The sequence below is a fragment of the Candidatus Saccharibacteria bacterium oral taxon 488 genome, from assembly GCA_013100805.1.
Classification (GTDB): Bacteria; Patescibacteriota; Saccharimonadia; order Saccharimonadales; family Saccharimonadaceae; genus Nanosynbacter.
In genome coordinates this window covers 32,111-58,958 of the sequence record CP040000.1, presented here as the reverse complement: position 1 = coordinate 58,958, position 26,848 = coordinate 32,111, and the positions used below count along the sequence as shown (strand labels likewise).

22 protein-coding genes and 1 tRNA gene are annotated in these 26,848 nt (G+C 49.9%); 8 read left to right on the top strand and 15 right to left on the bottom strand.

The annotated features are described in order from the left end of the window. Positions 1-256 precede the first annotated feature (256 nt). From FBF27_00285 to FBF27_00260, 6 genes are all read right to left on the bottom strand, one after another. A complete protein-coding gene (locus FBF27_00285) occupies positions 257-655 on the bottom strand; it encodes a hypothetical protein (GenBank protein ID QJU08868.1) in 399 nt (132 codons plus the stop codon). Between the two features lie 5 nt (positions 656-660). Beyond that, on the bottom strand, positions 661-1,638 hold the full coding sequence (locus FBF27_00280; protein ID QJU08867.1) for a ribonucleotide-diphosphate reductase subunit beta: 978 nt from the start codon (positions 1,636-1,638) through the stop codon (positions 661-663). Between the two features lie 128 nt (positions 1,639-1,766). Then, a complete protein-coding gene (locus tag FBF27_00275) occupies positions 1,767-4,169 on the bottom strand; it encodes a ribonucleoside-diphosphate reductase subunit alpha (protein QJU08866.1) in 2,403 nt (800 codons plus the stop codon). A 285-nt stretch (positions 4,170-4,454) separates the two neighbouring features. After that, positions 4,455-5,057, bottom strand: a complete 603-nt coding sequence (locus FBF27_00270; GenBank protein ID QJU08865.1) for a hypothetical protein — start codon at positions 5,055-5,057, stop codon at positions 4,455-4,457. Between the two features lie 63 nt (positions 5,058-5,120). After that, positions 5,121-5,648 carry a hypothetical protein gene (locus FBF27_00265; protein QJU08864.1) on the bottom strand — a complete coding sequence of 176 codons (528 nt, stop codon included), beginning with the start codon at positions 5,646-5,648 and terminating at the stop codon, positions 5,121-5,123. 118 nt (positions 5,649-5,766) lie between these two features. Next, positions 5,767-5,858, bottom strand: a tRNA-Ser gene (locus FBF27_00260). 74 nt (positions 5,859-5,932) lie between these two features. On the opposite strand from FBF27_00260, the gene FBF27_00255 reads away from it, so the two are divergent. Both FBF27_00255 and FBF27_00250 read left to right on the top strand, forming a co-directional pair. Then, a complete protein-coding gene (locus FBF27_00255; GenBank protein ID QJU09643.1) occupies positions 5,933-7,078 on the top strand; it encodes an ABC transporter ATP-binding protein in 1,146 nt (381 codons plus the stop codon). Further along, positions 7,075-8,292 carry an ABC transporter permease gene (locus tag FBF27_00250; protein ID QJU08863.1) on the top strand — a complete coding sequence of 406 codons (1,218 nt, stop codon included), beginning with the start codon at positions 7,075-7,077 and terminating at the stop codon, positions 8,290-8,292. The genes FBF27_00255 and FBF27_00250 overlap by 4 nt, the downstream gene beginning before the upstream one ends. Before the next feature lie 79 nt (positions 8,293-8,371). On the opposite strand, the gene FBF27_00245 is transcribed toward FBF27_00250, so the two are convergent. Beyond that, positions 8,372-9,409, bottom strand: coding sequence for an SIS domain-containing protein (locus FBF27_00245; GenBank protein ID QJU08862.1), 1,038 nt, complete (start codon positions 9,407-9,409; stop codon positions 8,372-8,374). A gap of 77 nt (positions 9,410-9,486) precedes the next feature. Between FBF27_00245 and FBF27_00240 the strand changes: the two genes are divergently transcribed. From FBF27_00240 to FBF27_00230, 3 genes are all read left to right on the top strand, one after another. Then, entirely contained in the window at positions 9,487-9,957 is a 471-nt protein-coding gene (locus tag FBF27_00240; protein QJU08861.1) for a hypothetical protein, read from the top strand. A 649-nt stretch (positions 9,958-10,606) separates the two neighbouring features. Beyond that, positions 10,607-11,944: a hypothetical protein gene (locus tag FBF27_00235; protein ID QJU08860.1), complete on the top strand. Its 1,338-nt coding sequence runs from the start codon at positions 10,607-10,609 to the stop codon at positions 11,942-11,944. Between the two features lie 117 nt (positions 11,945-12,061). Then, entirely contained in the window at positions 12,062-13,168 is a 1,107-nt protein-coding gene (locus tag FBF27_00230) for a hypothetical protein (GenBank protein ID QJU08859.1), read from the top strand. 97 nt (positions 13,169-13,265) lie between these two features. Here the strand turns inward: FBF27_00230 and groL are convergent, their stop codons facing one another. After that, entirely contained in the window at positions 13,266-14,909 is a 1,644-nt protein-coding gene (gene groL / locus FBF27_00225) for a chaperonin GroEL (GenBank protein ID QJU08858.1), read from the bottom strand. 19 nt (positions 14,910-14,928) lie between these two features. Beyond that, the gene (locus FBF27_00220; protein QJU08857.1) at positions 14,929-15,195 is read right to left on the bottom strand and encodes a co-chaperone GroES; all 267 of its coding nucleotides are present in this window, start codon (positions 15,193-15,195) and stop codon (positions 14,929-14,931) included. 237 nt (positions 15,196-15,432) lie between these two features. Here FBF27_00220 and FBF27_00215 point away from each other — a divergent pair, with 237 nt between their 5' ends. Continuing rightward, entirely contained in the window at positions 15,433-15,870 is a 438-nt protein-coding gene (locus FBF27_00215; protein QJU08856.1) for a hypothetical protein, read from the top strand. Positions 15,871-16,280: 410 nt separating this feature from the next. Here the strand turns inward: FBF27_00215 and FBF27_00210 are convergent, their stop codons facing one another. Further along, the gene (locus tag FBF27_00210; GenBank protein QJU08855.1) at positions 16,281-17,453 is read right to left on the bottom strand and encodes a hypothetical protein; all 1,173 of its coding nucleotides are present in this window, start codon (positions 17,451-17,453) and stop codon (positions 16,281-16,283) included. Positions 17,454-17,497: 44 nt separating this feature from the next. Between FBF27_00210 and FBF27_00205 the strand changes: the two genes are divergently transcribed. Together FBF27_00205 and FBF27_00200 are read left to right on the top strand one after the other, a co-directional pair. Continuing rightward, positions 17,498-18,784 (top strand): UDP-N-acetylmuramoyl-tripeptide--D-alanyl-D-alanine ligase, encoded by a 1,287-nt coding sequence (locus FBF27_00205; GenBank protein ID QJU08854.1) that lies wholly within the window; start codon positions 17,498-17,500, stop codon positions 18,782-18,784. Then, positions 18,784-19,311 carry a hypothetical protein gene (locus FBF27_00200; protein QJU08853.1) on the top strand — a complete coding sequence of 176 codons (528 nt, stop codon included), beginning with the start codon at positions 18,784-18,786 and terminating at the stop codon, positions 19,309-19,311. Before FBF27_00205 ends, FBF27_00200 begins: the two co-directional genes overlap by 1 nt. On the opposite strand, the gene FBF27_00195 is transcribed toward FBF27_00200, so the two are convergent. The 5 genes from FBF27_00195 to FBF27_00175 all read right to left on the bottom strand — a co-directional run bounded on the left by FBF27_00195 (position 19,300) and on the right by FBF27_00175 (position 26,830). Next, entirely contained in the window at positions 19,300-19,599 is a 300-nt protein-coding gene (locus tag FBF27_00195) for a hypothetical protein (protein QJU08852.1), read from the bottom strand. The genes FBF27_00200 and FBF27_00195 overlap by 12 nt on opposite strands. A gap of 162 nt (positions 19,600-19,761) precedes the next feature. After that, positions 19,762-20,106, bottom strand: coding sequence for a hypothetical protein (locus tag FBF27_00190; protein ID QJU08851.1), 345 nt, complete (start codon positions 20,104-20,106; stop codon positions 19,762-19,764). Further along, on the bottom strand, positions 20,093-23,296 hold the full coding sequence (locus tag FBF27_00185; protein QJU08850.1) for an SGNH/GDSL hydrolase family protein: 3,204 nt from the start codon (positions 23,294-23,296) through the stop codon (positions 20,093-20,095). Before FBF27_00185 ends, FBF27_00190 begins: the two co-directional genes overlap by 14 nt. A 75-nt stretch (positions 23,297-23,371) precedes the next feature. Next, positions 23,372-25,528 (bottom strand): hypothetical protein, encoded by a 2,157-nt coding sequence (locus FBF27_00180; GenBank protein ID QJU08849.1) that lies wholly within the window; start codon positions 25,526-25,528, stop codon positions 23,372-23,374. A 3-nt stretch (positions 25,529-25,531) separates the two neighbouring features. Then, positions 25,532-26,830, bottom strand: coding sequence for a UDP-N-acetylmuramoyl-L-alanyl-D-glutamate--2,6-diaminopimelate ligase (locus tag FBF27_00175; protein QJU08848.1), 1,299 nt, complete (start codon positions 26,828-26,830; stop codon positions 25,532-25,534). Positions 26,831-26,848: the final 18 nt, after the last annotated feature.

Sequence of the window (26,848 nt, the reverse complement as noted above, 5' to 3'; positions counted from 1 at the left end):
GCCGAATTGACGCCCTTTTATTTCTATTCGCAGCCATCGCAAATCGTCAGACTTGCCGGATCAATGGGCGCAGCGACACTGCCATTCGCCTTGGCCTGCTCGTCAGCTACCGCCTGCGCTGCCTGCATCGCCGCATCAATGGCATTCAATTTTTCTTCCAATGTCATGTCGTCAGAAATAATTTGACTTGCGTTCATGTTCCTGTCTTTCTATGTATTTAGTATCGCTTATGCTTATAATACGCTATATGTAGCGTTTATGCAACATAGTGCAGCCAATTTCCTGTTGTAGTTTTTTCATCAAGATTGCCGATTGGCATGATGTAAATTTGCCTATGTTCGACGCGCGGCATAAAGTCTCCCAGTTTGTTGGCATAGACCTCCAAAGCCGCCGCCTCTTCTTCCTCTGGTAATTCTCTTACCTTTGTTGTCAAAAAGACAGCACTTTTTTGATCATTCCAAACGACAAATTCTACAACACCGCTGCGGTAGGCATTGACGGCGTGACGAGATTGCCGGTCAGAAATCCAAATAATGTTGTTATTTTTATAACGCACAAAGTGAAGCGGCGTCACTAATGGTGTTCTGTCGCGATTGGCGGTGGCCAAGGCGCCAACTTCCACGGTGTCTAAAATATCTGTTGTAATTTTGTCCATAGTAGTTATTTCGTGGTATTTACTTCATAGCTAGTGTTAGTGCTTTCAAAGAAATTAACCAACTCCAAAGTGTCATTTGCCGTAGCCATCCATTTGGCTGGGTTGGCTACGTTGTACTCCGGCTCAAATCCAAGTTCAACCAAGCGGCGGTCAGTCATATGCATGACGTACTGATTGACATAATCAGCGTTTAGACCCAAGATTCCCTTTGGCAACATATCCTTGTTGTACTCTTTTTCTAGCTCAACCGCCTGCAGGATGAGCCCACGAATTTCCTCGGCAAATTCCTGCGTTTGCAATTCTGGGTTTTCGTCCAAGATGGTGAGCAGCAAGTTGATACCAAAGGTTAAGTGCAAATTCTCATCCTTGGTGATCCAGTCTAGCAACGTACCGACATTACGCAATAAATTACGCTGACGGAAGCTCATACCAACCATAAAGCCCGAGTAGAACCAGATGCCTTCGAGCACAATGTTATAGGCTACCAGCGAACGAACAAAGTCTTTTTTACCCTCCAGTGTGTAGATATCCAAATTTGGATCCAGCATCACCTCCAAGTGCTTATTCTGGAAATCTGCCTTGTCGGCCAGCGATTTTTTGCCAAAGCCCGCCACGTAAATTTCCTCGCGATCAAACGGAAACGTCTCGATAATGTATTCAAACGTCATGAAGTGGTTAGCCTCTTCCCACATCTGTTTTGACAGATAGAGCTGCGCTTCAGCGGCGTTAACGTATGGGTAAATACCAAACGCCAGCGACTTGTTAATCAGTAGCTCGTTTGGGTTAAGGTAGCTAATCACCGTTTTGAGCGCATGCTTTTCCTCATCACTGAGTTTTTCAAAGTCCGCCAAATCCTGGACCAACTGAACCTCGTTGGGGAACCAGGTGTTAGCCACCGCTTGATTGTATAGGTCATATGCCCACTGGTAGCGGATTGGGTGCAGCGATAAACCGTCGCGTAGGCCTGAACCTAAGATTCCCATTTAGTTACCCTCCTCTATTGTGACGACAAATAGTGCTTCCTGCCCAATGGCTCGCTGCGCCGCCTCCTCAGTTAACCGATCAATTCCCGGTAATGTATCTTGATATTCCATATCGTTCCTCCTTTATTTTATTTATTAACTTTGGCAAATCCAAACCCGCGCGTTTTAGCGCCAGTTCGAATCTTCTGTTCTGCTAATTTTTCCACCGACACCGTGGTCTGCTCTGATTGATGACGCGGCTTAACGTGCAAGTAGTAGGTGGTTTTTAGGCCACGTCGCCACGCTTCAGAATAAATTTCCACATACTCATCAATGTCACGAGTTTCCAGGTACATATTACGGCTAATCGCCTGATCCACCCACTTCTGTGCCCGGGCTGCCACCTCAATGAACGCATACGGGCTCAATTGGAAGCTGGTTTTATAAACATCTTTCAGTTTCTGCGGAATGGCGTCAATGTGTTGAATATCACCCTGATTAGCAAAAACCTCTTCCTTAATGTCATCCCACAAGTTCAGCGTTTTGAGATCGCGCACCAGGTTATTGTTCACCTCCAAAAACTTACCGTTCAACGTTGAGCGGCTAAAAATCTGGGCAAACTGCGGATCAATCCCCGGCGTCGTTCCTGCCACATGACCGATGTTAGCGGTCGGGGCGATAGCCATCAGCGTGGCATTACGCATGCCCTTTTTAACTTTCTTACGTAATTTATCCCAATCTAGCCGGGTTTTATTATCAATTTTCACCTTAACCTTACGGTCGGTAGACAGCGTCTCCAGCGTGTCAATCGGCAGAATACCTTTACTCCAGCCACTACCACTATATGTTGGATAACTACCGAGCTTGGCTGCCAAATCCGCCGATTGGTCGATGGCATGATAGCTGATAAACTCCGTCAACTGATCGATTAACTCATAGGCTTCGTTCGACTCATAGCAGTAGCCGAGCTTTTCCAGCACATCGGTAAAGCCCATAACGCCGATACCAATTGCCCGCGTCTGCTGATTTGAGTGCATCGCCTCTGGAATTGGCGTCTGGGTGATATCCACCAGGTTATCGAGCTGGCGCGTTGCTGCCCGTGCCACCTCTTGCAGCCGTTCCCAGTCCCATGTCTTATCCTCGCGCAAGAACGCCGACAGATTAATACTGATGAGGTTGCAGGTAGCGATATTTTTCTCATCCTGTGGCAGGGTAATTTCCGTGCAGAGATTAGACAGGTGAATCGTACCGGTATTGTTGTTCAGGGCGCGGACGTTAATGGTGTCTTTCCACGTCAGCCATGGGTGACTGGTGGCCTGCAGGCTGGTCAGGATTTGCTTGAACTGCTGACGGGCTGGTACTTTGTCAAAGACGCGCAGCTTACCAGCCTCCGCTAGCTTGACATACTCTTTGTAGCAAGCTGAGAACTCCTCACCATATAGCTCGGGCAGATCCGACGTTTCTGCTGGATCAAACAGATACCAATCTTGGTCTTTCTGCACTCGCTTCATAAATTCATCAGAGATAAATACCGCAGTGTTGGCAAAGCGTGTACGCATATATGGGTCGCCGGAGTTGGAACGTAGGTCGATGAACTCCTTGAAATCAATGTGCCAATTTTCCATATACACCGCCGCCGCGCCCATCTTTTTACCCTTGCGTGATACTGCAAATAGCGCCGTGTCGATCATCTTGATAAACGGGATTGGTCCCGTACTCGTTGTATTGGTTGTCTTGACCGGACTGCCCGATGATCGCAGCTTAGTAAAGCTAATGCCGATGCCGCCCGTACCTTTGGCGATCCACATGGTATCGCGAATCGATTTAGCAATTGACTCCATGTCATCCTGTACTTCCAACAAGAAACAGTTACTAAGCTGCGGGAAGGCGCAGCCAGCATTAACCCGAGTCGAGCCGCCTGGCACATACTCCAGATTGCTCATATGATGATAGAACGAAATTGCTGCGGCTGTAGGATCTTCTTCGTTGTAGCTTAGCCCCATAGCGATACGCATGTGGGTAAACTGCGGCGGTTCAATTGGCTCACTGCCGTGCTTACGTAGAGCGTAGCGGTTACGGTTGGTAATCACGCCGAGATATTTACTGAGGTCATCTTTAGCAGGATCAAGTGCTTCGCCAAGCTTCTTTAGATCAAACCGACCATCACCCATCCGCTCATCAAGCAAACCATCTTTGACCGCCGCTTTAACAAACTTCGGAAACTCCCGCGCGTGCAATTTTTTTAATTCGTCGGCCGTCTCGTAATCGCCCAAAATGCTCTTATAGATAGTCTTTAGTAGCAAGCGGGCTGCGATTTTATCATAATCTGGATCATCCTTAACATTCTGTAGTGTCGTCTGGATGACGGCCTGGTCGAGCTGCTCGGTGGTAATCCCGTCAAATAGCGTCAGCTGCAGCTCGGTTGCCACCTGCACCACCTTAGAAACCTGATCTGGCAGCCCGTCGCAAGCCTTCAAAATCGCCGCGTTAATTTTATTTGCATCAAACGGCTCTTTCGTCCCATCGCGTTTGACGACGTTAATTTGTTGCACCTATTTCCCTCCTTGATGATCAGCAAAACTACCGCCGACCTCTCTGCGGTGGCGACTGACACCTCTCGTCTATTTGCTTTTTGTTTAGTACCCTCTACACATTTAGTGTATGTATACTATGATAAAGCACTAGATGTGGCGCGACAAGAGGTTTTGTTAATTTTACAATGAAAACAGCTCGCTAACTGATTATTCTCTGCCGACGAGCCACGGAGGCAACCGTTAGTGGTCACCCCTTGAGGCATATCGACGAGGATATCGTCCGTGGTTATGGATGGTCACCGGCTAATATCGACGTCTTGTATGAGCAGTATCCATAAAATCATACACAAACTCTCCGCTTCGTGGCAGGAAGCAGAAGGCCTCGCTGCTAGAAGTGGCGCTTAGTGGTTGGTGGCCGGGAGCATAGCGGAGGATGCATTTAGCATCGCTGCTGGTCGCAGCATCAAACGTCGGTCGTGCTGAACCGGCCACTTCGTTACGCATGCCGACAAATGGTAGCTCCACGCCGATTTCTTTGTACGATTTCCAATCCGTGCAGCGATATGGCTGAGCGCAGTTGGCGAAGGGCTGGATGGTCAGCAGGCGCTGACGAATGGAGTCATCGGTAATGACACCAAATAGCGAGCCGTACGGATGCTCGCCGCGGGTTATATATAGAAATGGGTGCTCTGAGTGGATAACGCGGGCGGCTTTGACCGTTGACATATCAAAGCGACTGAGGAATACTTCGCGTGGCTCATAAACTTTGTAATTAGGGTGCAGCGTAATGAGAAAGCCTGCCCCAATATAAATGAGCACAACAACTGCGGTGGCAATGGCGCACTTGACGAGGCGGCGATGACGGTGGTAGAAAGCTTCGAGCATGGGTGAACTCTTACAATTCATCTTATTGTGATCATATAATAATTACACTTAATATTCTGGGAGCTCCGTAAGAGAAGAGTTTGTTTAGTCCCGGCCGAGAAATTCCTGCGGGTCCGTGAGGAGGATTCTTAGCTGGTCTGGGAGCCGCTTGGTAGTGACGAGATCTTCAGGGAGAGTCAAGCCAACTTGAACATACTCAGACTTGACAGCCCTACCCTGCTTTTCAGCCCCCTGTCCAGTATGCGCCGCTTTATTTATAAGCCGGGATGGCTTCAAGCCAACGGGGGGATTTTTCCGCCTAGGAGCTCTCGCCCCGCGTGTCGTCTCACTCCTTAGGGCTGTCTCGCCCAGCGGCCTCTTGCATTGGCTACATAACATTTCCTGTCGTCCTCCTGAAGCAATAAAATCTTCGAGATCAGTGAGAGAAACCTGCCCAGATCGACTCTCAACGATACCTTGACCCGAAATGTACTTGCGAAGAGCGTGCACCACCCCTTGAATGGCTCTTTCTTGGCGCTCTGGATCAGTTATGCCGTACGCCTCGGCCAGCTCTTGCGCTTCACGGCCCGGAATGAATACGGTATCGTCGCCTACCCGGTATACTTCGTTCATTGCAGCACCTCCTTTACGCGTTTATAATCCCAATATTTTGCTTGATCGCTACATGTTAATGATAACACAATTAACCCATACACTCCCAGCACCATCAAGATCTCACGTATCCCAACTCTGGCGGAAGGACGGGGATTCGAACCCCGGAGGCCCCGTGAAGAGCCTACACACTTTCCAGGCGTGCCAGTTCAACCACTCCTGCATCCTTCCATGATGCATATTATAACAGAAAGTCCGCTAGCGGTTGCAACCGGAGCGGCTTTTTGTCTATAATAAAGGCAATGATGAACGATCCTTCAACGCGAATTAAACTTACTAATGTAACGAAACGATTTGGCTTCGGTGACGCCGAGCAGGTGGCGCTGGACAATGTCAATCTCGAGGTCAAAAAGGGCGAGTTTATCGCCATCGTTGGCCCATCCGGTTGCGGCAAGACGACCCTACTCAACATCCTCGGATTGCTCGACCACCCGTCAGAGGGCGAATATTACCTTGACAATAAATCAGTCGAGGATCTGACAGCGGTACATCACGCCACGATTCGTTCGCGCGATATTGGCTTTATTTTTCAACATTTCAATCTCATCCCGCGCCTGACGGTGATTGATAATGTTGCCCTGCCGCTCACCTACAAAGGCATCAGCAAAACCAAGCGCCTCCAAGAAGCCAGCCGGATTTTACGCAACTTCCATCTGGGCGAGCGCGAATATTATCTGCCACATCAGCTATCCGGCGGCCAGGTTCAGCGCGTGGCAATCGCCCGAGCACTGGTCAACAGTCCGTCAATCATCCTGGCCGACGAGCCGACCGGCAACCTCGATTCCAAGTCTAGCCACATCATCATGGAGGAACTGTCCGACATTCACCGCCGAGGCAACACGATTATCATGGTGACGCACAATCCAGAGCTGCTGTCCTATGCCAGCCGCGTGATTTCTATGCTTGATGGGCGCATTGATACCGATACGCACCACATCAAGAAGATCTTTAAGCAAAAGCTGGGTGGCGATGACCAGCCAGCAACCCCAGTGAGTTCAACGCCGACACACACCGCAACTACCAAAGCTGAAAAAGCTGAGCCAGACGAGAAAACTGAGTCAACGAAAACTACTCCTGAGAAACCGACAACCAAAGAAGCAGCCCCCTCTACCACTCCTGACAAACCTGCTGACCCAGTGAAATCCCCGGATGACCTCCCGCCAAAGCGGCCGCTTGGCACTACTTCAACCAAAACAACCGCAAAGACCATTAAGACTGATACCGAACAGAATAAAAAATCAGCTGACTCTGATACTGCGAAAAGTTCTAGCGTACCGACCGAAAAGAAACCCATCCCTAAGTCCGATAAGTCTGACGATACAAAAACCGCTGCCGCCAAATCAACGAAGAAACCAGCCAAAAAAGAACGGAAAGCTACGAAAAAGTCATGAAAATGCTCCTCAATAATCACTTCGAGAACGCTACTGAGTCGCTCAAATCAAATAAAGTCCGCACCTACTTGTCGATTTTTGGCATCATGGTCGGCATCGCCAGCATCACCATTATCCTATCACTGCTGACTGGTACGAGCCGCCTGTTTGGTGATCAGTCTGCCAAGATCTCTGACACCACAGCGTTAATTCGATCTGGTAGCGAGGCGCGGCCAGATTCATTGCTGTCACTCAGCTCCGGACACGCCGCCCAGATGGTGAACACCTTGACCGAGCAGGACGCCCGGGAGATTACCAAGGCGACTGACAATAGCGCCGCACCGCTAGCAACATTTCATGCCAATCTATCGACACCAGACGGCAAGACCAAACTAGAACGCATCACCGTTATCGGTAGCTCAGGCGAACTGGCGAAACTCGCCGGCCTCAAGTTGCGCGAGGGGCAGTTCATCGACGAAGCTAACGGTGTCGTGATCGGTAAGCAGCTGTCAATTGATCTATTCGGCACTGAAAAATCCCTCGGCAGCGTCCTCAAGCTCCGCGGCGAAACACTCACAGTCGTCGGCGTCCTCGACGAGCCGGAAACTGCGCCTAGTTACCTTGGCGTTGATTTTAATCGCTCCATTATCCTGCCACTAGCCGTTAGTAAAAAGTTCACACAAAACACCGCCCAAATCCAGCAAATCCTCATCACTGCTGACAACGGTACGGCGCTGCAAACTAAAATTGATGCCGCCAAAAAGGTCCTCGCCCAGCAGCATCAGGGCGATACCGACTACCACACCCTGGTCGGCCAGGCCATCACCGCACCAAATTCACACCTAGTGAACGCGCTCTCAACAGCCATGGCGGTCATCGCCGGCATCTCGCTGCTAGTTGGCGGTATCGGCATCACCAACATCATGCTAGTTTCGGTTGCCGAACGCCAGCGCGAAGTCGGTATCCGCAAGGCCGTTGGTGCCACCAACCGCACCATTGTCGCCCAATTCCTCATCGAATCAGCCATCATCGGTCTATTTGGCGGTGTTCTCGGCTACGTTATCGGTCTCGGCGCGTCATTCCTCCTTGGTATGTATCTGCCATTCACCCCAGTTCTCGAATGGCAAGCAGCCGCCCTGACCATCGGTGGAGCCTTGATCATCGGTATGCTCTTTGGCATCTATCCAGCCAGCCGCGCTGCCGGTAAAGATCCGATTGAGAGCTTGCGCCACTAATAAATCCACCTGGTTCTAAAATAAAAAGCGACGCCCCATCTCCCTCGGGCGTCGCTTTTCATGTTCTAGATCAAATTGATTACGACAATTCTTTCTTTAACTGCTCAACCAGCGCCACTGGCTCTGGATTGACCCCGTTGAGAATGCCCGCGTAAATACTGACAATCTCACCCAGCGCCAGCCCCCACAGCAGCTGCTCAAGCAGCGTCTCGCCCTGTAGCTCGACTACTTCGGCCTTCGGGCGCATACCCGATAGCAACCGATCGGTCAGCTCCATCCGCTCCCGAATTCGCGAACGCTCAAGGCTGCTCCGAAAATCCACGACCTTATACGGCTTATCGACTGGATGTGATGACCAGCCGATGAACTCATTGTGGCTGAACTCCGGATATTGGTTCCAAAACGCCACGTTTTTCGCCGACTCGTTAAAGCTAATCTTCCACTTATACGCTAACGGCCATGTCAATTCGCCCGCATAAAACACCTGAGTCGAGCCAATCAGTTTGAGCGCCAGTTGCTTAGCATAATTATCTGCCGTCGGTACCTCCTCGGCCCACTGGCTCAGTTGGTCTTTCAGCCACACACCACTGGCTGCGACCGCGTGGTACAGGCTATCGTCGATCACTTCAAACTGGCTGAGCAGCTTTAGCAGCCCGCGCAAATGATAAATCGTTGACATCCGCGGCTGGCCACCCGACGGGACACGCACCCGCGGCACGTTGTCCGCCTCGGCCGCCGCAAACAATTTCCCACCCGTCGCCATCACCGCCAACTGACAGCCACGCTCACGAGCCTGCTGATAACAGCTCATCGTCTCCTCGGTGTTGCCCGAGTGGCTGATAGCAATAACCAGTGTTTTTTCATTCACAAAATTCGGCAACTGATAACCCTTTGTCACTTCAAGCGGCACCATAATCTGATCAGCCGTCAGCACCTTGACCATATCTGCCGCCAGCGCCGAGCCGCCCATGCCAGCCAGCACCACACTGGTTACTTCACCAGGGATCGCCGGTGACTCTACTTCGGCCGCAAAGTCCGTCTGTGTCGTCACTGCCACTGCACTCGTTCGTGTATTACCCGGGTCGCGCTGCGCTAAAAGATTTTTGTCGTCAAGCATCTTGAAATTCCTCCTTTTCCTGTGTTACAGTATAGCATAGAAAGCAAGCATAATCGTAATGTGAAAAGAGGTGGGGTATGACAATTCAAGACAGCGGACAAGTCAACAGCGATCAAGATCTAGCTAGCGTGCTGGCGGGCGTCTCTGGTGGCAGTGATGACAATTTACGATTTGAAGAAACCGGCGCTCAGAACGCTGACACGACCAGTCGCCCGACCAAGCCACAAACCAGCGCCGCATCCGGGCCAGCCGCACCAGCACCGCGGCCAACCACCGACAGCACTAGTCGGTCATATGCCACGCCGACCGATATGTCGCTTGATGATATCAAGCAAAATGCCCTCAGCGAGCTTCGGCCACTGGTCGGCAAACTCAACGTCTCGCCCGAGGAAAAGTTCGACACCTACCTCCTGCTACTGCGCTCGACTGACGACACCTCGCTAATCGCCCCGGCACACGAAGCTGCCGTCGCCATCCCTGACGAAACCCGCAAAGCCCAGGCGCTGCTTGATATTATCAAGGAAATTGATTTCTTGTCGCAAAGCTGAGACTCATCATTCGTGTATAATTTGCTAATTTATTAGTTTTATTGTAAAATTCAGACATGTCTTTAGTTACGTCGGAGCGTGGCGACAGGTATTGTCCTATTTCTGAAACATCAAGCGTCAGTCCAGAAACTGTGCGGGATGTCGCTGCGGCAAAACTCCAGCTCTATGAAGAAACACTCCATGGCCTCCTCAACCAGCAATCCCCAGACCAATTATCAGGCCTGTATGACATGCCAAGTTACGACGCCCCCTTTGTTCGTGACATGCTCGGGCTGCGCGGCGGTGGCGTCAAAGATTTTTCAGATATTGCTAAAACCTCCGCTGATCATACAGCCATCCGCAATGCAGCTCTCAAGCTGGGCTTTCTTCACAAAGAACTTGACAAAAAGCTAGAACATAGTGGTAGACAACTCGATGTTGCTCTACCCCGCGACATGCAGCCTATCGGTGATGTATCTGCAATCATTGTACCAGGTGGAGCTGGTGCCACTAATGGTATCCGCCTACTCGGTGCCCTCACGGCGATACAAGAAGGTAAAATCAACACCTCAGAAATTATCCTCACTACCTGTGACCGCCCAACCACTGAAGCAGAGCGCAAGCGAGCCGAAGCACAGGGTTTTAAAAGCGACGCAACTGAATTTGAACTATGTCTTGGCGCTGCAACATCCCTTTTGGGGGACATTTCTTGTCTTGGGAAGAAAGCACTCTACCAACTCCATACGAAAGTAATGATTTGGCCAAAGTACATCAGGGATGGGCGAGAATATCGACACCACACGGCACGCAAATTATCAGTCTCAGCGTCTTGTCGGCTCCAATTGACAGTAACCGTACCATGCCCGATGGCAGTAAGCCGCGTCGTGCCAATACCCAAGAAACCTTTAGGGCCGCCTTTCCTCTGCTCGACGAGGGCGGCAAGGTAGCAATCGTCTCGCACGATACTTGGATACCATATCAGGAACTAGCAGGACTCGATACCTTTCTACTCGAACACAGCACGGATGTTATTGCATTTGGTCCACAAAAAACTGATCGCCTCGCGGATGGTTCTATCCAGCAGCCCGAGCAAGTCATTGATGAAATTGTCAAAGTATACGCCTATTACGTCAATCTTTTAGTCAAGGCCGAGACCCGTATTGAGAACCAGCGCCGTACACAGCAATACGCCGAAACCGCCATCCCAGACATGACCGAACTACGCGACGCCAAAATGTGTATCGGCTATCGCGATATTCCATTTGCAGCGAGCAGTGGCTTACTTCATGAACTGCGTCAAGAACCGTTGGTTGACCTAGCCAGCCATGGTATTGCCGGCCAATCTTATTATTCTCGGCGCAACGCCACGACCGGCGCACGTGTTCCTGGCGTCAACAAATCGATCTATGTCCGAGAATCGGTTGCGAGAAAACTGGCAGACATTAACACCTTTCTCGCGAGCCCCGAAGTTACCAAATTTTTTGGTAGTGCCGTGGAGGTATATGTTGAGGAGGGGCTACGCTCCACTGACATGCAGTCATCACTATATCACCAACTCATACCAAATAGCATTCGACGCCATAACTCTGACCTCCAGGAAGATGATATCCATAAACGGCGCGACGAGATCATAGCCAAACCTTCGACTACCGATAATCCATCACCGCACGCAACAGGCGGAGCGATTGACATCCGCTTACGCATCAAGCCGAGCCCCTGGACACCAGACTTTGTAGCAGACAGCTTTATTGACATGGGTCATGTAGATGGCGACACCGGGCAGCGCAATAATCCTGATTATTTTGAGCAAGCAACGCCACTGGCGGACGAGGATATAACCGCTCGGCGAAATCGTCGCTTTCTGTATAATCTGCTGACTGCCTATGGGTTTACGGTCAATCCCCATGAATGGTGGCACTTTGACTACGGCAACCAGCTGTGGGCATTTGTGCAGAATTACCAGTTGGGCGAAAAGGCCGTACAGGCGCTGTTTGGAGCCGTGGAATAGTCATAAACGACACGTACGAGGTAATTCAGATATCTGTTAATTGACTTTTTATATTACTTATGCTATCGTAATATCATACTTACTAACCAGAGAATTACTCTGGAAGAATTTTAAAACATGTCACCGTCAAAAATAGGCAATATCTCAAAAGGGTTTAATCACCAAAGAACGAACCTAGGATCATCTGGTGAACAAGCGAATCGCAGACTAGGCACACAGACGCTCAGTGATGCTGGCATATCAATCGACGTAGACCCGACAGACAACCCAGAGCAGCTTGGCAGTAATACTCTTATTCTTACCAAAATATTGGATCTTGATATTACCATCAAGGAGCAGCTGGCTGATTTAGCCAATGATCCATCAATGGAGCTGATGGAGAATGGCGCAGATAAATATGGAACCATCCTTCTAAAGGGGGCTGATAAGCTTACAAAAAATTTTGAGGAAATCTTTTCTTGTATTGACCACCTACCCATAACAGAGAGTAACGACATAGTTACTAGTTTGAGGGCCAAGGTGAGCGAGCTTGCTTCAAGGCTTAAAAGTGACGTGATAAAAGCGGGGCTAGACTGGCAACTCCTCCGATCAACCTATGCTAACGATGTCGCCGCCATGAGTGCTGACCATGTACGTCGAGTTGCCGATACCATATATAGTTTTATGGACATGAGTGATGCCAATATCCAAAGCATACGGGAGCTTATTCACGATAGTCGCTCTTTTAACGAACTGCTGCACCTAGCCCATTCATATGTCATGAATAACGATGAGTTAAGAGGTACTCTAGAATCGTGGTCAGGTGGTAATAATGAGGGACATTATATTCGCGGCCTCGGCAGGAGAAGTGAAATAGCAGAAGATATATACCAAAAATTTTTAGAGGCATGGCGACTCGGAGACGACTACGCAAGAGAGGGCTGGAGACACAAGGCTCCAATCGCAGTGGATATTGTATTAGCAGGAAATATTCTACATATTGTTGTGCGAGACTATGGCCATTCTTTAAATTTGGTTATGAATACTGTTCCGGACCAGCAAGATAATATCCTCATACAATATCACATGTCAAAAGTACCAAATAAAGGGCCTATCAGCTACCAGGTATTAGTACAGTGCGACACACCTACGCCGGTGGTCAATGGCTCGCCAGTAGCAAGAATCTCGGAGATGAAATCATCAATTTTGTCAAGCAAGTTCCCACGGATATCGACTCACCAATAGCTCAGGCCGTCCTTCACCCAAGGAATAAATAATTAGCGCCCTAAAACTCCCCGCCGTTTCCAACGAGGAGTTCCGTTCTCAATGAGATATAGGAATACTACATCATCCCCATACCCGGCATACCGCCAGGTGCAGCTGGAGCTTCTGGCTCTGGCACGTCGACAACCAGTGCGCCCATGGTTGCTGCGGTTGAGGCGATGGATACCGCGTTCTGCACTGCTTCCTTGGTGACGCGCGCTGGGTCGATGACGCCAGCTTTTTTAACATCCACCAATTCATTTTCAGGTTTCATGACATTAACGCCAAATCCAGCCTTGCCCGCCTCGACTTGCGCCAGCAGCGCGTCGGCGTTCAAGCCAGCGTTACGCATGATCTGCAGGAACGGCTGCTTCAGGGCGTCCTTCAGAATCTGCCGACCAGCCGCGATGCTGTCTGCACCGCTCACCTTCAAGCCACCAGCCAAGTTTACCAGCGTCACGCCACCACCAGCGACGATACCCTCGGCCAAGGCTGCCTTAGTCGCTGCCACCGCGTCGTCCACCCGGAACTTCTTTTCGTCAATCTCTGTCTCAGTCGCGCCGCCGACTTTGATGACAGCCACCTTGCCGCTCAAGGCCGCTGCCCGCTTATCAAATTGTTCTTTTTCATATTCGCTGGAGGCGTTGTCGGATAGTGCCTTGATCTGAGCGATCTGCTCCTTCACTGCTGACGGCTTGCCCGCACCCTCAACGATGGTGGTTTCATCTTTACCAACAATCACCTTGCGCGCTGAACCCAACACCTCTAGGCCAGCGTTCTCAAAGGTCAAACCGTGATCCTCAGAAATCACCGTTGCGCCAGTCAAGACTGCGATGTCGCGCAAAATCTCCTTGCGGCGATCGCCAAAGCTTGGTGCCTTGACCGCCACGGTATTAAATACACCCTTGAGCTTATTCAGCACCAAAATGCTCAGCGCTTCACCTTCGACTTCATCAGCGATCAGCACCACGTCCTTCTTGCCGCTTTGTGCCAATTTCTCCAACATTGGCAGGAATTCTTGCACGCTAGAAATCTTCTTATCGGTAATCAAAATCGCTGGCTTTTCATAAACCGCCTCTTGCCGACCAGTGTCGGTGACAAAGAACGGACTGACCCAGCCCTTGTCTAGACTAAAGCCTTCAACGACCTCGGCTTCCAACTCCAAACCTTGGCCAGCCTCGACTGTCACTACGCCGTCTTTGCCAACTTTCTCGATGACACCAGCGATCAATTTACCAATTTCCGCGTCACCCGCCGAAATGGTTGCCACTTCCGCCACGCGCTCAGACTTGCCCTCAATTGGCTCAGCTAATTTGTTCAGCTCTTTGACGATTTCCGCGCCAGCCTGCTCGATGCCTTTGCGCAGCTCCATCGGGTTGTGGCCCGCCGCAATCAGCCGGTTGGCTTCCTTCAAAATCGAATAGGTTAGCACTGTTACGGTCGTGGTACCGTCGCCAGCTTGCTTGTTCAGGTTCTTAGCCGCTTGCTTAATCAAATCAGCACCAACCTTGTAACCCAGCGTCTCATCATCGTTCTCTGGCAGTTCAATGCCTTCCGCTACCGTCACGCCGTCGTGCGTCACGGTTGGCCCGCCAAACCCCTTGGCGATCACCACATTGCGGCCCTTTGGCCCATACGTCACCTTGACTGCGTTATACAGCGCCTCGGCACCGCCCAACACGCGAGCGCGCGCATCATCATCGTAAAAAACTTTTTTTGCCATAATAAAAACTCCTCTTTTCTCAAACAACCGTTGCTAAAATATCTTCCTCGCGGACGATCAAATATTCCGTACCGTCAATCTTCAAATCCGTGGTCGAATATTCCTTATAAACAATCTTGTCACCCACTTTCACATTCTTGACATCGCCGCCGACCGCTTTAACCTCGGCCACCACTGGCTTCTCCTTCGAACTATCCGGCAAATATAATCCGCTAGCCGTCTGCGTCTTCGCCTCCTCACGCACCGCTACCACGCGGTCGCCGAGAGGCTTGATAGGTGTATCCATATCATCCTCCATTTCGTTAACAATACACCCATTGTACCGCACCAAATTAGCACTCGTCAAGGGCGAGTGCTAGAAGATAGAACCAGCACCCCCATAAAATCCAAAGGCTCTATATTGCTCCTTCGTCACAGTGGCTAATATCACGATGCCGCCCTAATACAGCGTATCGGGATTGGCTTTGATTACAAAGAATTTAAACACCTACAAGAATATTTGACATTTTATATAAAAATTGATATGATAAAAATCATGAAGTATGTTGCTACAACTGAAGCACACCAAATATATGAAACACCAGAGGTAACAAAAAGACAACACCAACTTGCCGCGGGCTGGCTCATGTGCGCAATAGAAGCAACTCAACAACGTTATCAAGTATTATCTGAATGTGGCAGAAAAGATGCAGATGAATTAGTTGCTCCTTATTGGGCTGTATTGGAATATTTTAAGGACAAAATAGACAGTGGCAACCCCGATACTATAACGTTTCTCGCAGACCTAGAAGAAAGAACTCCGCATGACATAAGACCTGTATTGATACGGAATCCAGACGGAATGGTAGAATATTCATTTCCACCAAACCTCTTATGGTTACATCTTAATCAGCTCAAATCACTTGCAGATGTCGTCATCAATGCCCAAAACCAGGCAAGTGCTACCGCTCGGAAACGATAAAAGTCTTATCTATTTAACCCCAATGTCGACAAGACTTGATCTTATAAGACATGTAAGGGCATGCTGTTGACTTTATAGATATATTATGTTAGAATTCACAAGATGTGTTTAGAAAAAACAACAACTCCAGACGGTAGAAAAGCTTCTAGGTACGTACAGGAGGTGCTCCGCGTGATAGAGCACAACGAACATGACTTGCCTACCCGTGTTAAAACTCGACTAGGCGATGTAGCCCTCGAAGTTACTAGTTCAATGCGACTTGAGCAAACCATACACTATGAGGGAGTCGCAATATTTCCAGAAGATGACAGCAGTGACTCTGGTCATGAAATTAAGTTAGCACCCTTCTCTCTAACAATATATGATGACACACACAACGATATAGTAGGAGAATTAAGACAACTACAGGCTTAAACGGTTCTTATTTTCTGAGCCTTTCTAATACCCTTATTATGCTTACGCAGTAGCAGATTACTGTTCTTATTTCCGGAGGATGCCCCCTGTTTGCTCTTTAGATATTCTGCTTTTCTCTTCGCTCTCGTATCACTGCGCGTCATCATAAAATCATTGATGCTCAAATAGCTTAGCGTGGCTATATCCCTCTTCAGCCGCTTCGTCCTCTCATCGACATCAGCGCCGACATCTTCTGGTGTTACACTCTCAATAAACCACGCTATCCGCCTTCTCAGGTTTTCTTGCGTAGGATTTTCATGATACAGCCTATCCATTACTCCCAAAGAAGGGTCTGAAACCTCCCTTCCGGCCGGTGAGGTTTTATCGTACCAAACCGGTGTATTGTGCATCTGACGCTGCACCGATCTTGTGCCATCTTTGTTATCAATCTCTATAGATTTTCCCTCACTATATGGCACAGACCAAAAATACTCATTTGTAAACTCAGCATCTGGGACTGCGCGAGACAGTAACTGCTGAGTCATATAAGCTGTTGCACCGCTACTTTTAATCTCATCTACGATTAACACTTTTTTACCATCAAGTGTAGTAGGTAATTTCCATACCTCGGTCTTATAGTTATCAGGCGTCAGATCACCAACTACAAACTTGGCGCGAATGGCACTAATGGTTTCGTCAGAAATTTCATTGACATTAAACTCAAGTGGGTCACGATTTTCTTCACGAACTAGCGGACGACCGACACGTGCCCACCATTCTTTACGATCAATATGAATAAAATCAAGATGAGGCTTTTTTGCTCCCTCGTCGGCCATTACCTCCCATAATGAATCGACAAGCCACGCAACAGGTCTAGCAGACTTATCTAAAAACAACACCTCATCTGGCACAAAGTCTGGCTGCTCGCCTTTATAGCCTCCAAAACGCTGAATCATTGCATCTGTAAGGTCAAGATAGCATGACAGTATCCACTCTCTGCTCCACCGACCATTGAGTTCGCTACCAATAGGAGCATCCCAAGTTCCTTGCTGTTCAAGTACCCCCCCATCGAGATAGCTTAAGACCGCTTCATTATCTTCTAGGCCGGTTGTAATAGAATCAGTGTGACTTGTTAATTTTTCTTTACTACCCATACGGTGAATATTAGCATAAACTTGATAAAAAATCAAGTCCCTGATTCACTATACCCACTGAAAAGTGCTATACTATACTCATGAGACTCTTCAAAACCCTCATCTCGCGCATTCTCGCCCGCTCTGTCACTACATTCTTCCTGCATAATCCGCACATCAAGCTCGTTGCCGTCGTCGGCAGTGTCGGCAAAACTACTACCAAATCAACCCTCGTCAGCGTCCTGAACTCCAGCTATAAAGTCCGCGCCAATCGCGGCAACTTCAATGCCGAGTTTAGCGCACCGCTGGAAATTCTCGGTGTCGATTCACCACAGAACCCCCGCTCGGTATGGAATTGGTTAGCGGTCTTGGGCCGAGCCCGCCGTGCCGCCCGCCGCCAGCACGACCTCGACGTTATCGTCCAAGAATTCGGCATTGATCACCCCGGCGAAATGGCTGCGTTTGGTCGCTATATTCGCCCTGACATCACCATCGTCACCGCCATTGCACCCGAGCACATGGAGTTTTTCGGCTCACTAGAAACCGTCGCCCGCGAGGAATTTGCGCTCGCTGAATATAGCGAAAAAGTGATCTACAACCGCGACGATATTCGCCCCGAGTTCGTGGACTTCGCCGATTGCGGCCAAATCATCTCCTATGGCACCGAGCCGGGCGCCGACTACCAGATGGCTATCGGCAAATTTACCAGCGGCAAAGGCTTCCGCTGCCAGCTCATCCACGCCGACCAAACCTCGCGTCCATTCATCATCCCTGTTGTCGGCGTGCATCAACTCCGCGTTGCCGGCGGCGCAGCGGCGGTGGCGTTAGAGCTTGGACTTGACATTGAGTGTGTGATGACTACGCTCGAGAATTTCACGCCAGTCAGCGGCCGCATGAATATCTTGCCCGGCATCAACGACGCAACCATCATCGACGACTCGTATAATTCTAGTCCCCTCGCCGTAAAGTCTGCCCTAGCGACGCTTTACCAGCTGCCCGCCAAAACCAAAATCGCCGTCCTTGGCGACATGAACGAGCTGGGCGAGACCGCGGCTGCCGAACACGCCGCCGTTGGCGCGCTATGCGACCCAAAGCAGCTTGATCACGTCATCACCGTTGGCCACTTGGCCGAGCAATTCCTCGCTCCAGTTGCTCAGCAACATGGCTGCACCGTTACCTCGTTCGCCAAGGCCACCGAGGCTGCCAAGCTCCTCGCTCGCCTGGCCAATAAAGACACCACCTTCCTCTTCAAGGGCTCCCAGGGTGGCATCTACCTCGAAGAAGCCATCAAGCCGCTTCTTAAAAACCCCGCGGATAGCCAAAAGCTCGTCCGCCAATCAGACGAGTGGCTCGAAAAGAAACGGCAGTTTTTTGAAAGTGACCATTGATGACCGAAAATGCTCCATCAAAAAAATCAATTGCCACCCGCATTGTGCGCTGGCTTATTTACGGCCTGACGGTTCTCGTTTTTGTGCTTGCAACTGCCCATAATGACCACTTACACAAGCTCAACTCCGACCAATTTGGTCCGCCTGACTATTATTATGACTATCATCTAAATGACTCCGCCTGGTTCATTATAGCTATGCTTATCACCTTGCTCATGATAGGGATAACGGACCGGTCAATCACCGCCCACCATCAGGCCCTGCACAATCGCTGGCCACTGGTTATAACAGGCATCCTGTTTTACCTCGCAATACTGATACTGCTTCTCGATGTGACAATCGGCGGGTGGGGTATTCCCGGGCACTGCGGCAGCGGATTTTCTACAGGTAACTGCTTTCTGGCTGATGGACTCGGGGAATTCGTATACCTGTTCTGTATGCCGCCGCTTTTCATCTGCGGAACATCTCTTATGACTATCAATCGCCGCACCAAGTACCGCCAGAGTCGTAAAAAATCACTGCGATAGCTTATAGAGGAACGCCAGCCAGAACAACGCCGCTACCGCGAGGCTGCTCAGCGCACAGAGTTTATATACACCCCGCAGCCACACCACCATCCACACTCCCGCCGCCGACAATAGCATCGGCAGCGCCATTGCCGCTATCTCGATGACATGATATTCACGAATCCACCACGTATCCCACCTCGCCACAATAAAGAGCAGCACGCACAAAGCTATCGGTGCGACTACCAGCAAAACTACTACTGTATCGCTTAAGTATGGCTTATCCGTCGTCGCTACATTATCCTTCATAACCTACCACCCTTTATGATAAATCGGCTACACTAGTTAATCAACCTATCACCACGACTAAGTAGCTACCAAATCATTGCACCTAAATTTATTTCTCACAACTCACCCCCTTCGGTAGTTTATTTAATCTTGGTTTTTGATGGCGATAGGTAGGGCATTAGACTAACGATTTACCTTAAATAATTGCAATCCTGTCAGTATTACAGACAAAGTTCCTATAACCACCGCATAAAGCACCCAGTTAACGAAATTGTTTAGACTCCTACCAAAGCCATCAAAACTGCTAATACAAAAACTAATAACCACGTATAGATATGTGGCAGCTGACACATAAGACAAAAAGCTACGTCTGCCCCTCCTTTCTCTAAAGATGAGGATTGAGCTAAGTATTCCTGCCAAAGTCAAAACAAACACTCCTATGTGTATGTATTCGGTAAATAATACTGCAACACCGATTGACATTAGAATTACTAAAGTGGTATTCTGCAGCGCTTTATTCTTTTTCACAACTCACCCCCTTCGGTAGTTTGTTTAACTTTATCAATCCTCGTAGCTTATAATCTTTTGATCCGGGTTTTAATGCTGGCGATAGGTAATCTTCTGGTTTTAGGGCGTAGCACTTTTCGTTTATGTCTTTGGCGAGAATAATTGGCGTTCCTTTTTTGATATCGCCATCATCTTCTTTCATAATGACCAGTTTCTCAAACGCCAATCCACGCGTCTCTTCGCTTAAAGTATGTCCAACCAGCGCATCAGCGTTATTCTGGTTTTTCGACTTGTCAACATAATCGTTCGCGATACCAGTCGAGTTAGCTGCTCGCGTATTGCGAAAGAGATAAATCCGATCCTCATCTTCGCCAAGCGACGACTTGCCGTTGCGAGCTGTATAGAGAATCGGGTCGGTAACTTCAGGGTCGCAGGCGTCGTCAATGCCGTCAAGGTCTTCATCTTTTCCCGAAGCTTTCAAAAAGGCTCCACATGGTTGATTTTTATCTGGTGTACCGTTTTCGTCAATATCATCTGGGTTTGGACCTTTGATGAGAATGGTTTGGTATAGCTCTTGCTTCTTGCCATCTGGTGCTTCGCCAGACACCACTAGCGTATGATATCCAGCGGGCAAATCCTCAGGCAGCGCCACAGATCCATTAATTTCACCATTCTTATCAGCTTCAATCTCACCCAAATCTCTTGGCTCAGAGTAAATCTTTACGTATACCTTTTTCCATGGCTTATACGGGCGTCTAGATGTTTTGATCTCTATATATTTTTCTTGAACTTTTGTTGCTGTCCCGTTAGATAGTTTATAATAAGTAAACTTTATGTCTTCCTGTTCATTAGCAACGTTAAAATAGGGCGGTGTTGGTATATTATCCTTTGTTGCAGAGTTGTCAGGACAAGTTGTTGCGTCATTTTTACAGATTTTATAGTCCGCAGGATTAACGCCACCTAGCTCTTTCCTAAAAGCACGAGCAATATCGGCATGGCCCTTGGCGTTTGGATGGAAGCTTTCCCACAGCTCAACATTTGTCTGTCCTGGTATTTTACTGGTTGCTATCTCGTTTAGCAGTAACGGATTAACGTGATTTTCTCTATCTCCACACAACCAGTGGTTTCCAAAAGCATTTTCTATATCAACGTATTTGACACCGGCTGCTTTAGCGGCCTGTTTAATCGTATTATTGAGGTAGGTCACGGAATTTGTAATCATCTCACGCTCCCTTGCGTCTAAAAAGAGAAGGCCTCGCCCAAAACATGGTGCATCAGGAGCGCCATTTACGAATTGTGGATATCCCAATACATAAATTTTGCTATTGCTAGAGGCCTCCTTTAGCTCCCTGTAGAATGACTTTAACTTATCAAACTGATCTATGATTTCATTTTTAAGCTTGCGACGGTGTTCTGCCTTGGCATAAACACAAGTGCCTTCCTTACTAGGAGGAACGCACGCGTCAAGTTTATTTCCAAACCCCACATCATTCCCTCCCGCCGTCAGCGTGATCACCTTTGGTTGGTATTTCTTTACGAACTCGATTTGCTTGACGCGCCCTGGGATCATCTCGTTGAGTGCCATCTTCTGCAACGTTCCTTTATTATCATAACCATGCAGCCGTCCGAGCGGGCTGCCCTGCCCCTCGTAGCCGCCCGAATTGTCCCAATTCATGTCGTACACCGTCGCCCCACTACACGCAACCGACGCCCACGCCGCCGACGGGCCGCTACCCAGCCCCATCCAGTTCGCTAGCTTGTACGGATACGAACGCGTGCTGACATGGCACTTTTCCCTTGGCGCGCCCTTCGCCTTATCTTCATTCACATCCGTCCACTGGCGATAATACTTCTGACCAGTCGCCGGATTTTTATCAGTATCACCCTCGCCGCTGGAGAAGGAATCGCCGAGAGCGAGATACGTAATATTGCGTCGATCACCAGGAATCGGCTTACCCCTGTAGCCATCTGGATACTCGACGTCGAAGGTTGAAGTGAAGATTTTCATATTATTGCCGCCGTACCACGGCATATACGACTCGTTGAACTGGGCAATGGGTACAGCGTTGTTACTATAATTCCCTTGTAAAAACTCAACCTCACAACCACCCTGATCCCAGAAAGGTTTGACATTACCGGCAAACATACCGTATAGTTTAGCATTACTTCCCCATTTATGCGTGATGGTAGCTGTTCGATACGGGGCGTCACCATAAAACTTAATATGGAAATCTTTTCTATTTTCCGACCAATATACAATTATATACCGAGGGCCGCTAGGCTCAGCGCTATAGGCAACAGCGTACGCACCAGTTGCCATCGCCCGCTCAAGGCTCGTCATATAGTCCTTATGATAGAAATGGCCTTTCGCCATAGAAATGTTTGCTTGTCTCAATGCCATAAACCAACTATTTGAATGGTCGGCCGGTGCACAAAATTTCTTATTACGATTTACGTAACTCACCAAATCCTTTGTCGTTATCTTATCAGTAAAATCATCATATTGAGACGAGTCTGGCCACCATCCGATCGCTGAGCGATTGTCCGGAAATTTGGGGCCTGCATAGCCACTTGGATAGTCAACAGAAAACGTAGACGTGAAGAGTTTTTTATTTGATTCTGCGGATATATTCAGATCAGATACAAAAGCCTGCGAATGTTTATATCCCCACAAGTATTCAGGGTCACAATTACTACCATTACCACCTCCTAAAATCAACTTAGGGCTGGCAACGGTAGCCACATAAAGTTTCGACTGACTACCCTCCTTCCTCGTAAGATAAATCCCGCTTATTTGATGATTTTTATAAAAACGATACGTATAATCATCCTTACCGTCCTCTGTCCAAAAAACTTTTATGAAATACGGGTTTGACGTGTCGTTATGTTTATTGTTCTGCTCATAAACAACCGCGTACGCACCCTTTGGCGACGACATAGCGCGTTCTAAACTTTCTACCGCCGCCTGGTGGTCTCTGGGGTCACCTGAATAATATCTCTTTTGCTTAAAGGCAAACAGCCACTTCTTCGCGTAATCGTCATCGGGACTTCCGCAGGTTTTACCCGAATAATTATCGATGTGATGGATCAATGTTTTCGTTGAAACCTTGTTGATGATATCATCATACTCAGAAGCTGCCCCAGCCGTCGCTGGCACCGCGCTGCACACCGCTAACGCAGCCCCAATAACACTAATAATAAGCTTCCACATAAGCGCCCCCTCCGTTATGCTTATGTCAAAATTGTACCAGACCGCCCCGCGCGCAACAAGAAACCAGCCACTCGCCTACTCAAACCGTCGCCGCAGCGCGATGATGTCCAGCCGCGCCAATTCCTCGGCAGGCAGCTGCCGCATATATTCAATTACCCGTACTGCCAGCGCCGGGTCAGGGCAGTCGGGCCTCGTTGATGGCTGCCGACCAGCCTGCAGTGCCTCCAGCGCTGTTCGCATCTGCCGCCAAAAGGTATAATAATCAAGCTTGACCTTAACCTGATGGCCACCAGCATCTTCAATTACAAAACCCTCAATCCACTCGCCCCGCCACTGATACGCCATACCTTGAAGCTGATCAAGCCACGCCGCGAACTCGCTCCACGATGAGAACTCCGCTGCCAGACGCTTGTTGTTCACCCCGATCTCGCGCGCAAATCGCTCCCGCTCCTGCCGGTCGACCACCTCGTATGCAACCTGCCGCTTGACGATATCGAGCAGTACTAACTTATCTGACTCATACGCGATAATATGCGGATCAAATCGCGGCAACACCACCTCAAACAATAGACACGCGTTATGACGGCGCAGATAATCAGTAATATACGGTAGCTGGTCTCGAAATTGCTCTAAAAACTCACGTCGAAAAGCCGCCGCATAGTCACCCTCGGTCGTCGACTTTGACGCAATCACCAGCCCGCCCGCCGCCGAATCATACCCGACTAATCCTAAAAAGCCATTCTCCTTCACCCACGCCCGCACCGGAAAGGTCATCGTCTGCTCCAGCGCCGCTAGTTCAGTATCGCGCCGCTCGCCAATGTTAAAAAACTTATCATAGGCCCGAATCACGATCTCGTTCGTCAGCGTATTGAGAAACAGTCCGCGCGCCCGCATCGTCTGCGTCGTCCATGCTTGGCGATAAAATGCCTCGGGCTTGAAATTAAACGAGCTGATATCACCCGGCAGGATCGATTCACGAATGTAGCGATTCTGTCGCAGCTGGCTTAGGAACGCTGCGTTTTCCGGATACAGCCGCGCTGCTGCTCGTTGGTTTTGAATAGCGATCGGCGTCATGCCGTTCTCGTCCAGCCGCACTGTTCGCAACTCGCCGCCAAACTCAACCTTTCCCTCCAAATTGTAGCACCGTTCGTTGTAGCGCGTAGGATAATTTTGCCTGTTGCGATGTCCATGAACCTGAAACGTCGCGTCATCAGTCTGCGCCATAAATGCATCATCCACCGCCCCAGCCTCGTCATAGGCCCCCACGCCGTGGATCAGCTGGTTGGCCGCCACCAATGGTAACCGCTCCGGCAGCGTACTGAGCCCGCCATGCGTCACCAAGACGGTTTGACCTCGAAATTGGTACAAAATATATTGATCCATCCGCCGCATCAGCCGCGCTACCTTGCGCTTATCAATGCCTGCCACCTCCAGCTGCGGCTGCGTTTGTTCGCTAAATACCCGCGCCGCAACCGGCTGATCGGTTGCCCACTGCCAGAGATATAGCTCGTGATTGCCCTCGACGAACCGCACGTTTGGTCGGTCAAGCAACTCGTCACAAACAAATCGCATCACCGCATCATTCTCCGTGCCGCGATCTAATAGGTCGCCGACAAAAATATACAGTTCATCATCCCGAAGCGGATACCGCTCGAAATATTCCTTGAGCGGCGTAAAACACCCCTGCACATCGCCGATATGATGAATCGCCCGATACCTATCAACGTTCTCCGGCCGATTAGTAAGCAGTTGATTCACCTCCTCGGCTGTCCGTACCACCGTCACCCATTTCGGCAGCGAACTCTGCTGCAGCCGCCGATGCATACGCTCAAGCACACTACTCGGCACCACCTTATGCCTCGGCCGCTCTTTATTACGCTGCTGACATACCGCCAGCGGCACATCGGCAAAATCAATCACCACCAGCCGGTAGCGATATTTCCGACACAGCTCGCCATACGTCTTGAAATAATTCGGTGTCGTGTGCGTTGCATCAACCACCGTCGTCTCACCCCGCGTCATACGCTGCTCCAGCATCTCGTGTAGTAGCCGCCACACCATTGCATCCTGACGCGACGGCATAGTCGTTTGCCCGTCAATCATCAGCTGCGGTGACGCCAGCATCAGCCGTATCACGTCCGGCGACAACGTATAATTATCAAGCCCCTGCTCCGCAAGAAACGTCGACTTACCAGAGCCGGGAATCCCTCTGGTTACCAATAGTAGTCGCATACCTCACGCCGCCCGTTCCTGACCAACGATCTCGCGTACCACCTGGCCATCATTCCACGGCAGCCGCTGACCATTGACGATCCGATATTGCTCGTGGCCCATGCCGGTGATCAGCACCATATCGCCCTTCTTGGCACAGCCAAGCGCCCGCTCAATTGCCTGGCGCCGGTCGGCAATCTCCGTCGTTTTCGCGTCGCCGCGACCGCGCTCAATTCCCTCCATCAACATCCGTCGAATTTGCTCCGGATCTTCGTTATAGCTCTCCTCGTCAGTCAGGAAAATCCGATCCGCCCCACGCGCCGCGATCTCGCCCATAATCGGCCGCTTGCCCTGATCACGATCACCACACGCCCCGAACACCAAGATCACCCGCTGCTTGGTGATGCCGCGGGCCGCCGCCAACAGTTTTTCCAGCGCATCCGGCGTATGAGCATAATCAACGATCACGTCATAGCCTAGCCCCTCAACCGCTCGCTCAAACCGCCCTGGCACCGCTTCGACATTGGCTACGCCTTCCTGGATGTCCTCCAGCTTGACGCCCAATAAATACGCCAGCGTCGTCGCGGCCGTCATATTCATCACGTTGAACTCGCCCGGCAGATTCGTCGCTAGCTCCAAGTGTGTCTGATGATCCAGCACCACATCAGCCTCGGTGCCCTTGCGGTATAACTTGACGTGGGTAATTTTTGCCTCAGCCTCCGCGCTTCGACCGTACGTCATCTTTTGCTCGCTGGCGACAAACTGATTGAAATAGTCATACCACTCATCATCGCGGTTGAGCACGATAAACCGTGGGCGCAGCTGAAATAGTTTGCTCTTGGCCGCTGCGTACTCTTCCATTGTCTTGTGATAGTCGAGGTGATCCTGCGTCAGATTCGTCATCACTGCCGCCTCGATCGGCACGCCGTCCAGCTTGTGCTGATCCAGCGCATGACTCGTCACCTCCAGCACCACGTAGTCAGCGTTCGCCCGCCTGGCGTCGCGGAAAAACCGCTGCATCCGCGCCGTACTCGCCACCGTGGCATTGAGGTCGTTAAGTTTTCGCTCACCCGCCACCTCGATCACCGCTGTGGTAAACATCGCGGTCGTGAAATGAGCTTCTTTCAAAATCTCATTGATATAGCACGACGTTGTCGTCTTGCCATTTGTCCCCGTCACCGCGATCACCCTGAGGTGCTTTGACGGATTACCATACCGCGCGCTAACCAGCTTGACACGCAACCGCCGATACCCATTTTCTAACCGCCGCAGCATCCCGCCCGGCAGCACCTTCCTCACAAATTTCACCAATGTGGCTTTCATATCCCTATTTTACCACTT

Bases quoted from the DNA above. Each gene is read 5' to 3' on its own strand.
- FBF27_00285 (QJU08868.1), bottom strand. From the start codon at position 655: ATGGACAAAATTACAACAGATATTTTAGACACCGTGGAAGTTGGCGCC.
- FBF27_00280 (QJU08867.1), bottom strand. From the start codon at position 1,638: ATGGGAATCTTAGGTTCAGGCCTACGCGACGGTTTATCGCTGCACCCA.
- FBF27_00270 (QJU08865.1), bottom strand. From the start codon at position 5,057: ATGAATTGTAAGAGTTCACCCATGCTCGAAGCTTTCTACCACCGTCAT.
- FBF27_00265 (QJU08864.1), bottom strand. From the start codon at position 5,648: ATGAACGAAGTATACCGGGTAGGCGACGATACCGTATTCATTCCGGGC.
- FBF27_00255 (QJU09643.1), top strand. From the start codon at position 5,933: ATGAACGATCCTTCAACGCGAATTAAACTTACTAATGTAACGAAACGA.
- FBF27_00250 (QJU08863.1), top strand. From the start codon at position 7,075: ATGAAAATGCTCCTCAATAATCACTTCGAGAACGCTACTGAGTCGCTC.
- FBF27_00245 (QJU08862.1), bottom strand. From the start codon at position 9,409: ATGCTTGACGACAAAAATCTTTTAGCGCAGCGCGACCCGGGTAATACA.
- FBF27_00240 (QJU08861.1), top strand. From the start codon at position 9,487: ATGACAATTCAAGACAGCGGACAAGTCAACAGCGATCAAGATCTAGCT.
- FBF27_00235 (QJU08860.1), top strand. From the start codon at position 10,607: ATGTCTTGGCGCTGCAACATCCCTTTTGGGGGACATTTCTTGTCTTGG.
- FBF27_00230 (QJU08859.1), top strand. From the start codon at position 12,062: ATGTCACCGTCAAAAATAGGCAATATCTCAAAAGGGTTTAATCACCAA.
- groL (QJU08858.1), bottom strand. From the start codon at position 14,909: ATGGCAAAAAAAGTTTTTTACGATGATGATGCGCGCGCTCGCGTGTTG.
- FBF27_00220 (QJU08857.1), bottom strand. From the start codon at position 15,195: ATGGATACACCTATCAAGCCTCTCGGCGACCGCGTGGTAGCGGTGCGT.
- FBF27_00215 (QJU08856.1), top strand. From the start codon at position 15,433: ATGATAAAAATCATGAAGTATGTTGCTACAACTGAAGCACACCAAATA.
- FBF27_00205 (QJU08854.1), top strand. From the start codon at position 17,498: ATGAGACTCTTCAAAACCCTCATCTCGCGCATTCTCGCCCGCTCTGTC.
- FBF27_00200 (QJU08853.1), top strand. From the start codon at position 18,784: ATGACCGAAAATGCTCCATCAAAAAAATCAATTGCCACCCGCATTGTG.
- FBF27_00195 (QJU08852.1), bottom strand. From the start codon at position 19,599: ATGAAGGATAATGTAGCGACGACGGATAAGCCATACTTAAGCGATACA.
- FBF27_00185 (QJU08850.1), bottom strand. From the start codon at position 23,296: ATGTGGAAGCTTATTATTAGTGTTATTGGGGCTGCGTTAGCGGTGTGC.
- FBF27_00180 (QJU08849.1), bottom strand. From the start codon at position 25,528: ATGCGACTACTATTGGTAACCAGAGGGATTCCCGGCTCTGGTAAGTCG.
- FBF27_00175 (QJU08848.1), bottom strand. From the start codon at position 26,830: ATGAAAGCCACATTGGTGAAATTTGTGAGGAAGGTGCTGCCGGGCGGG.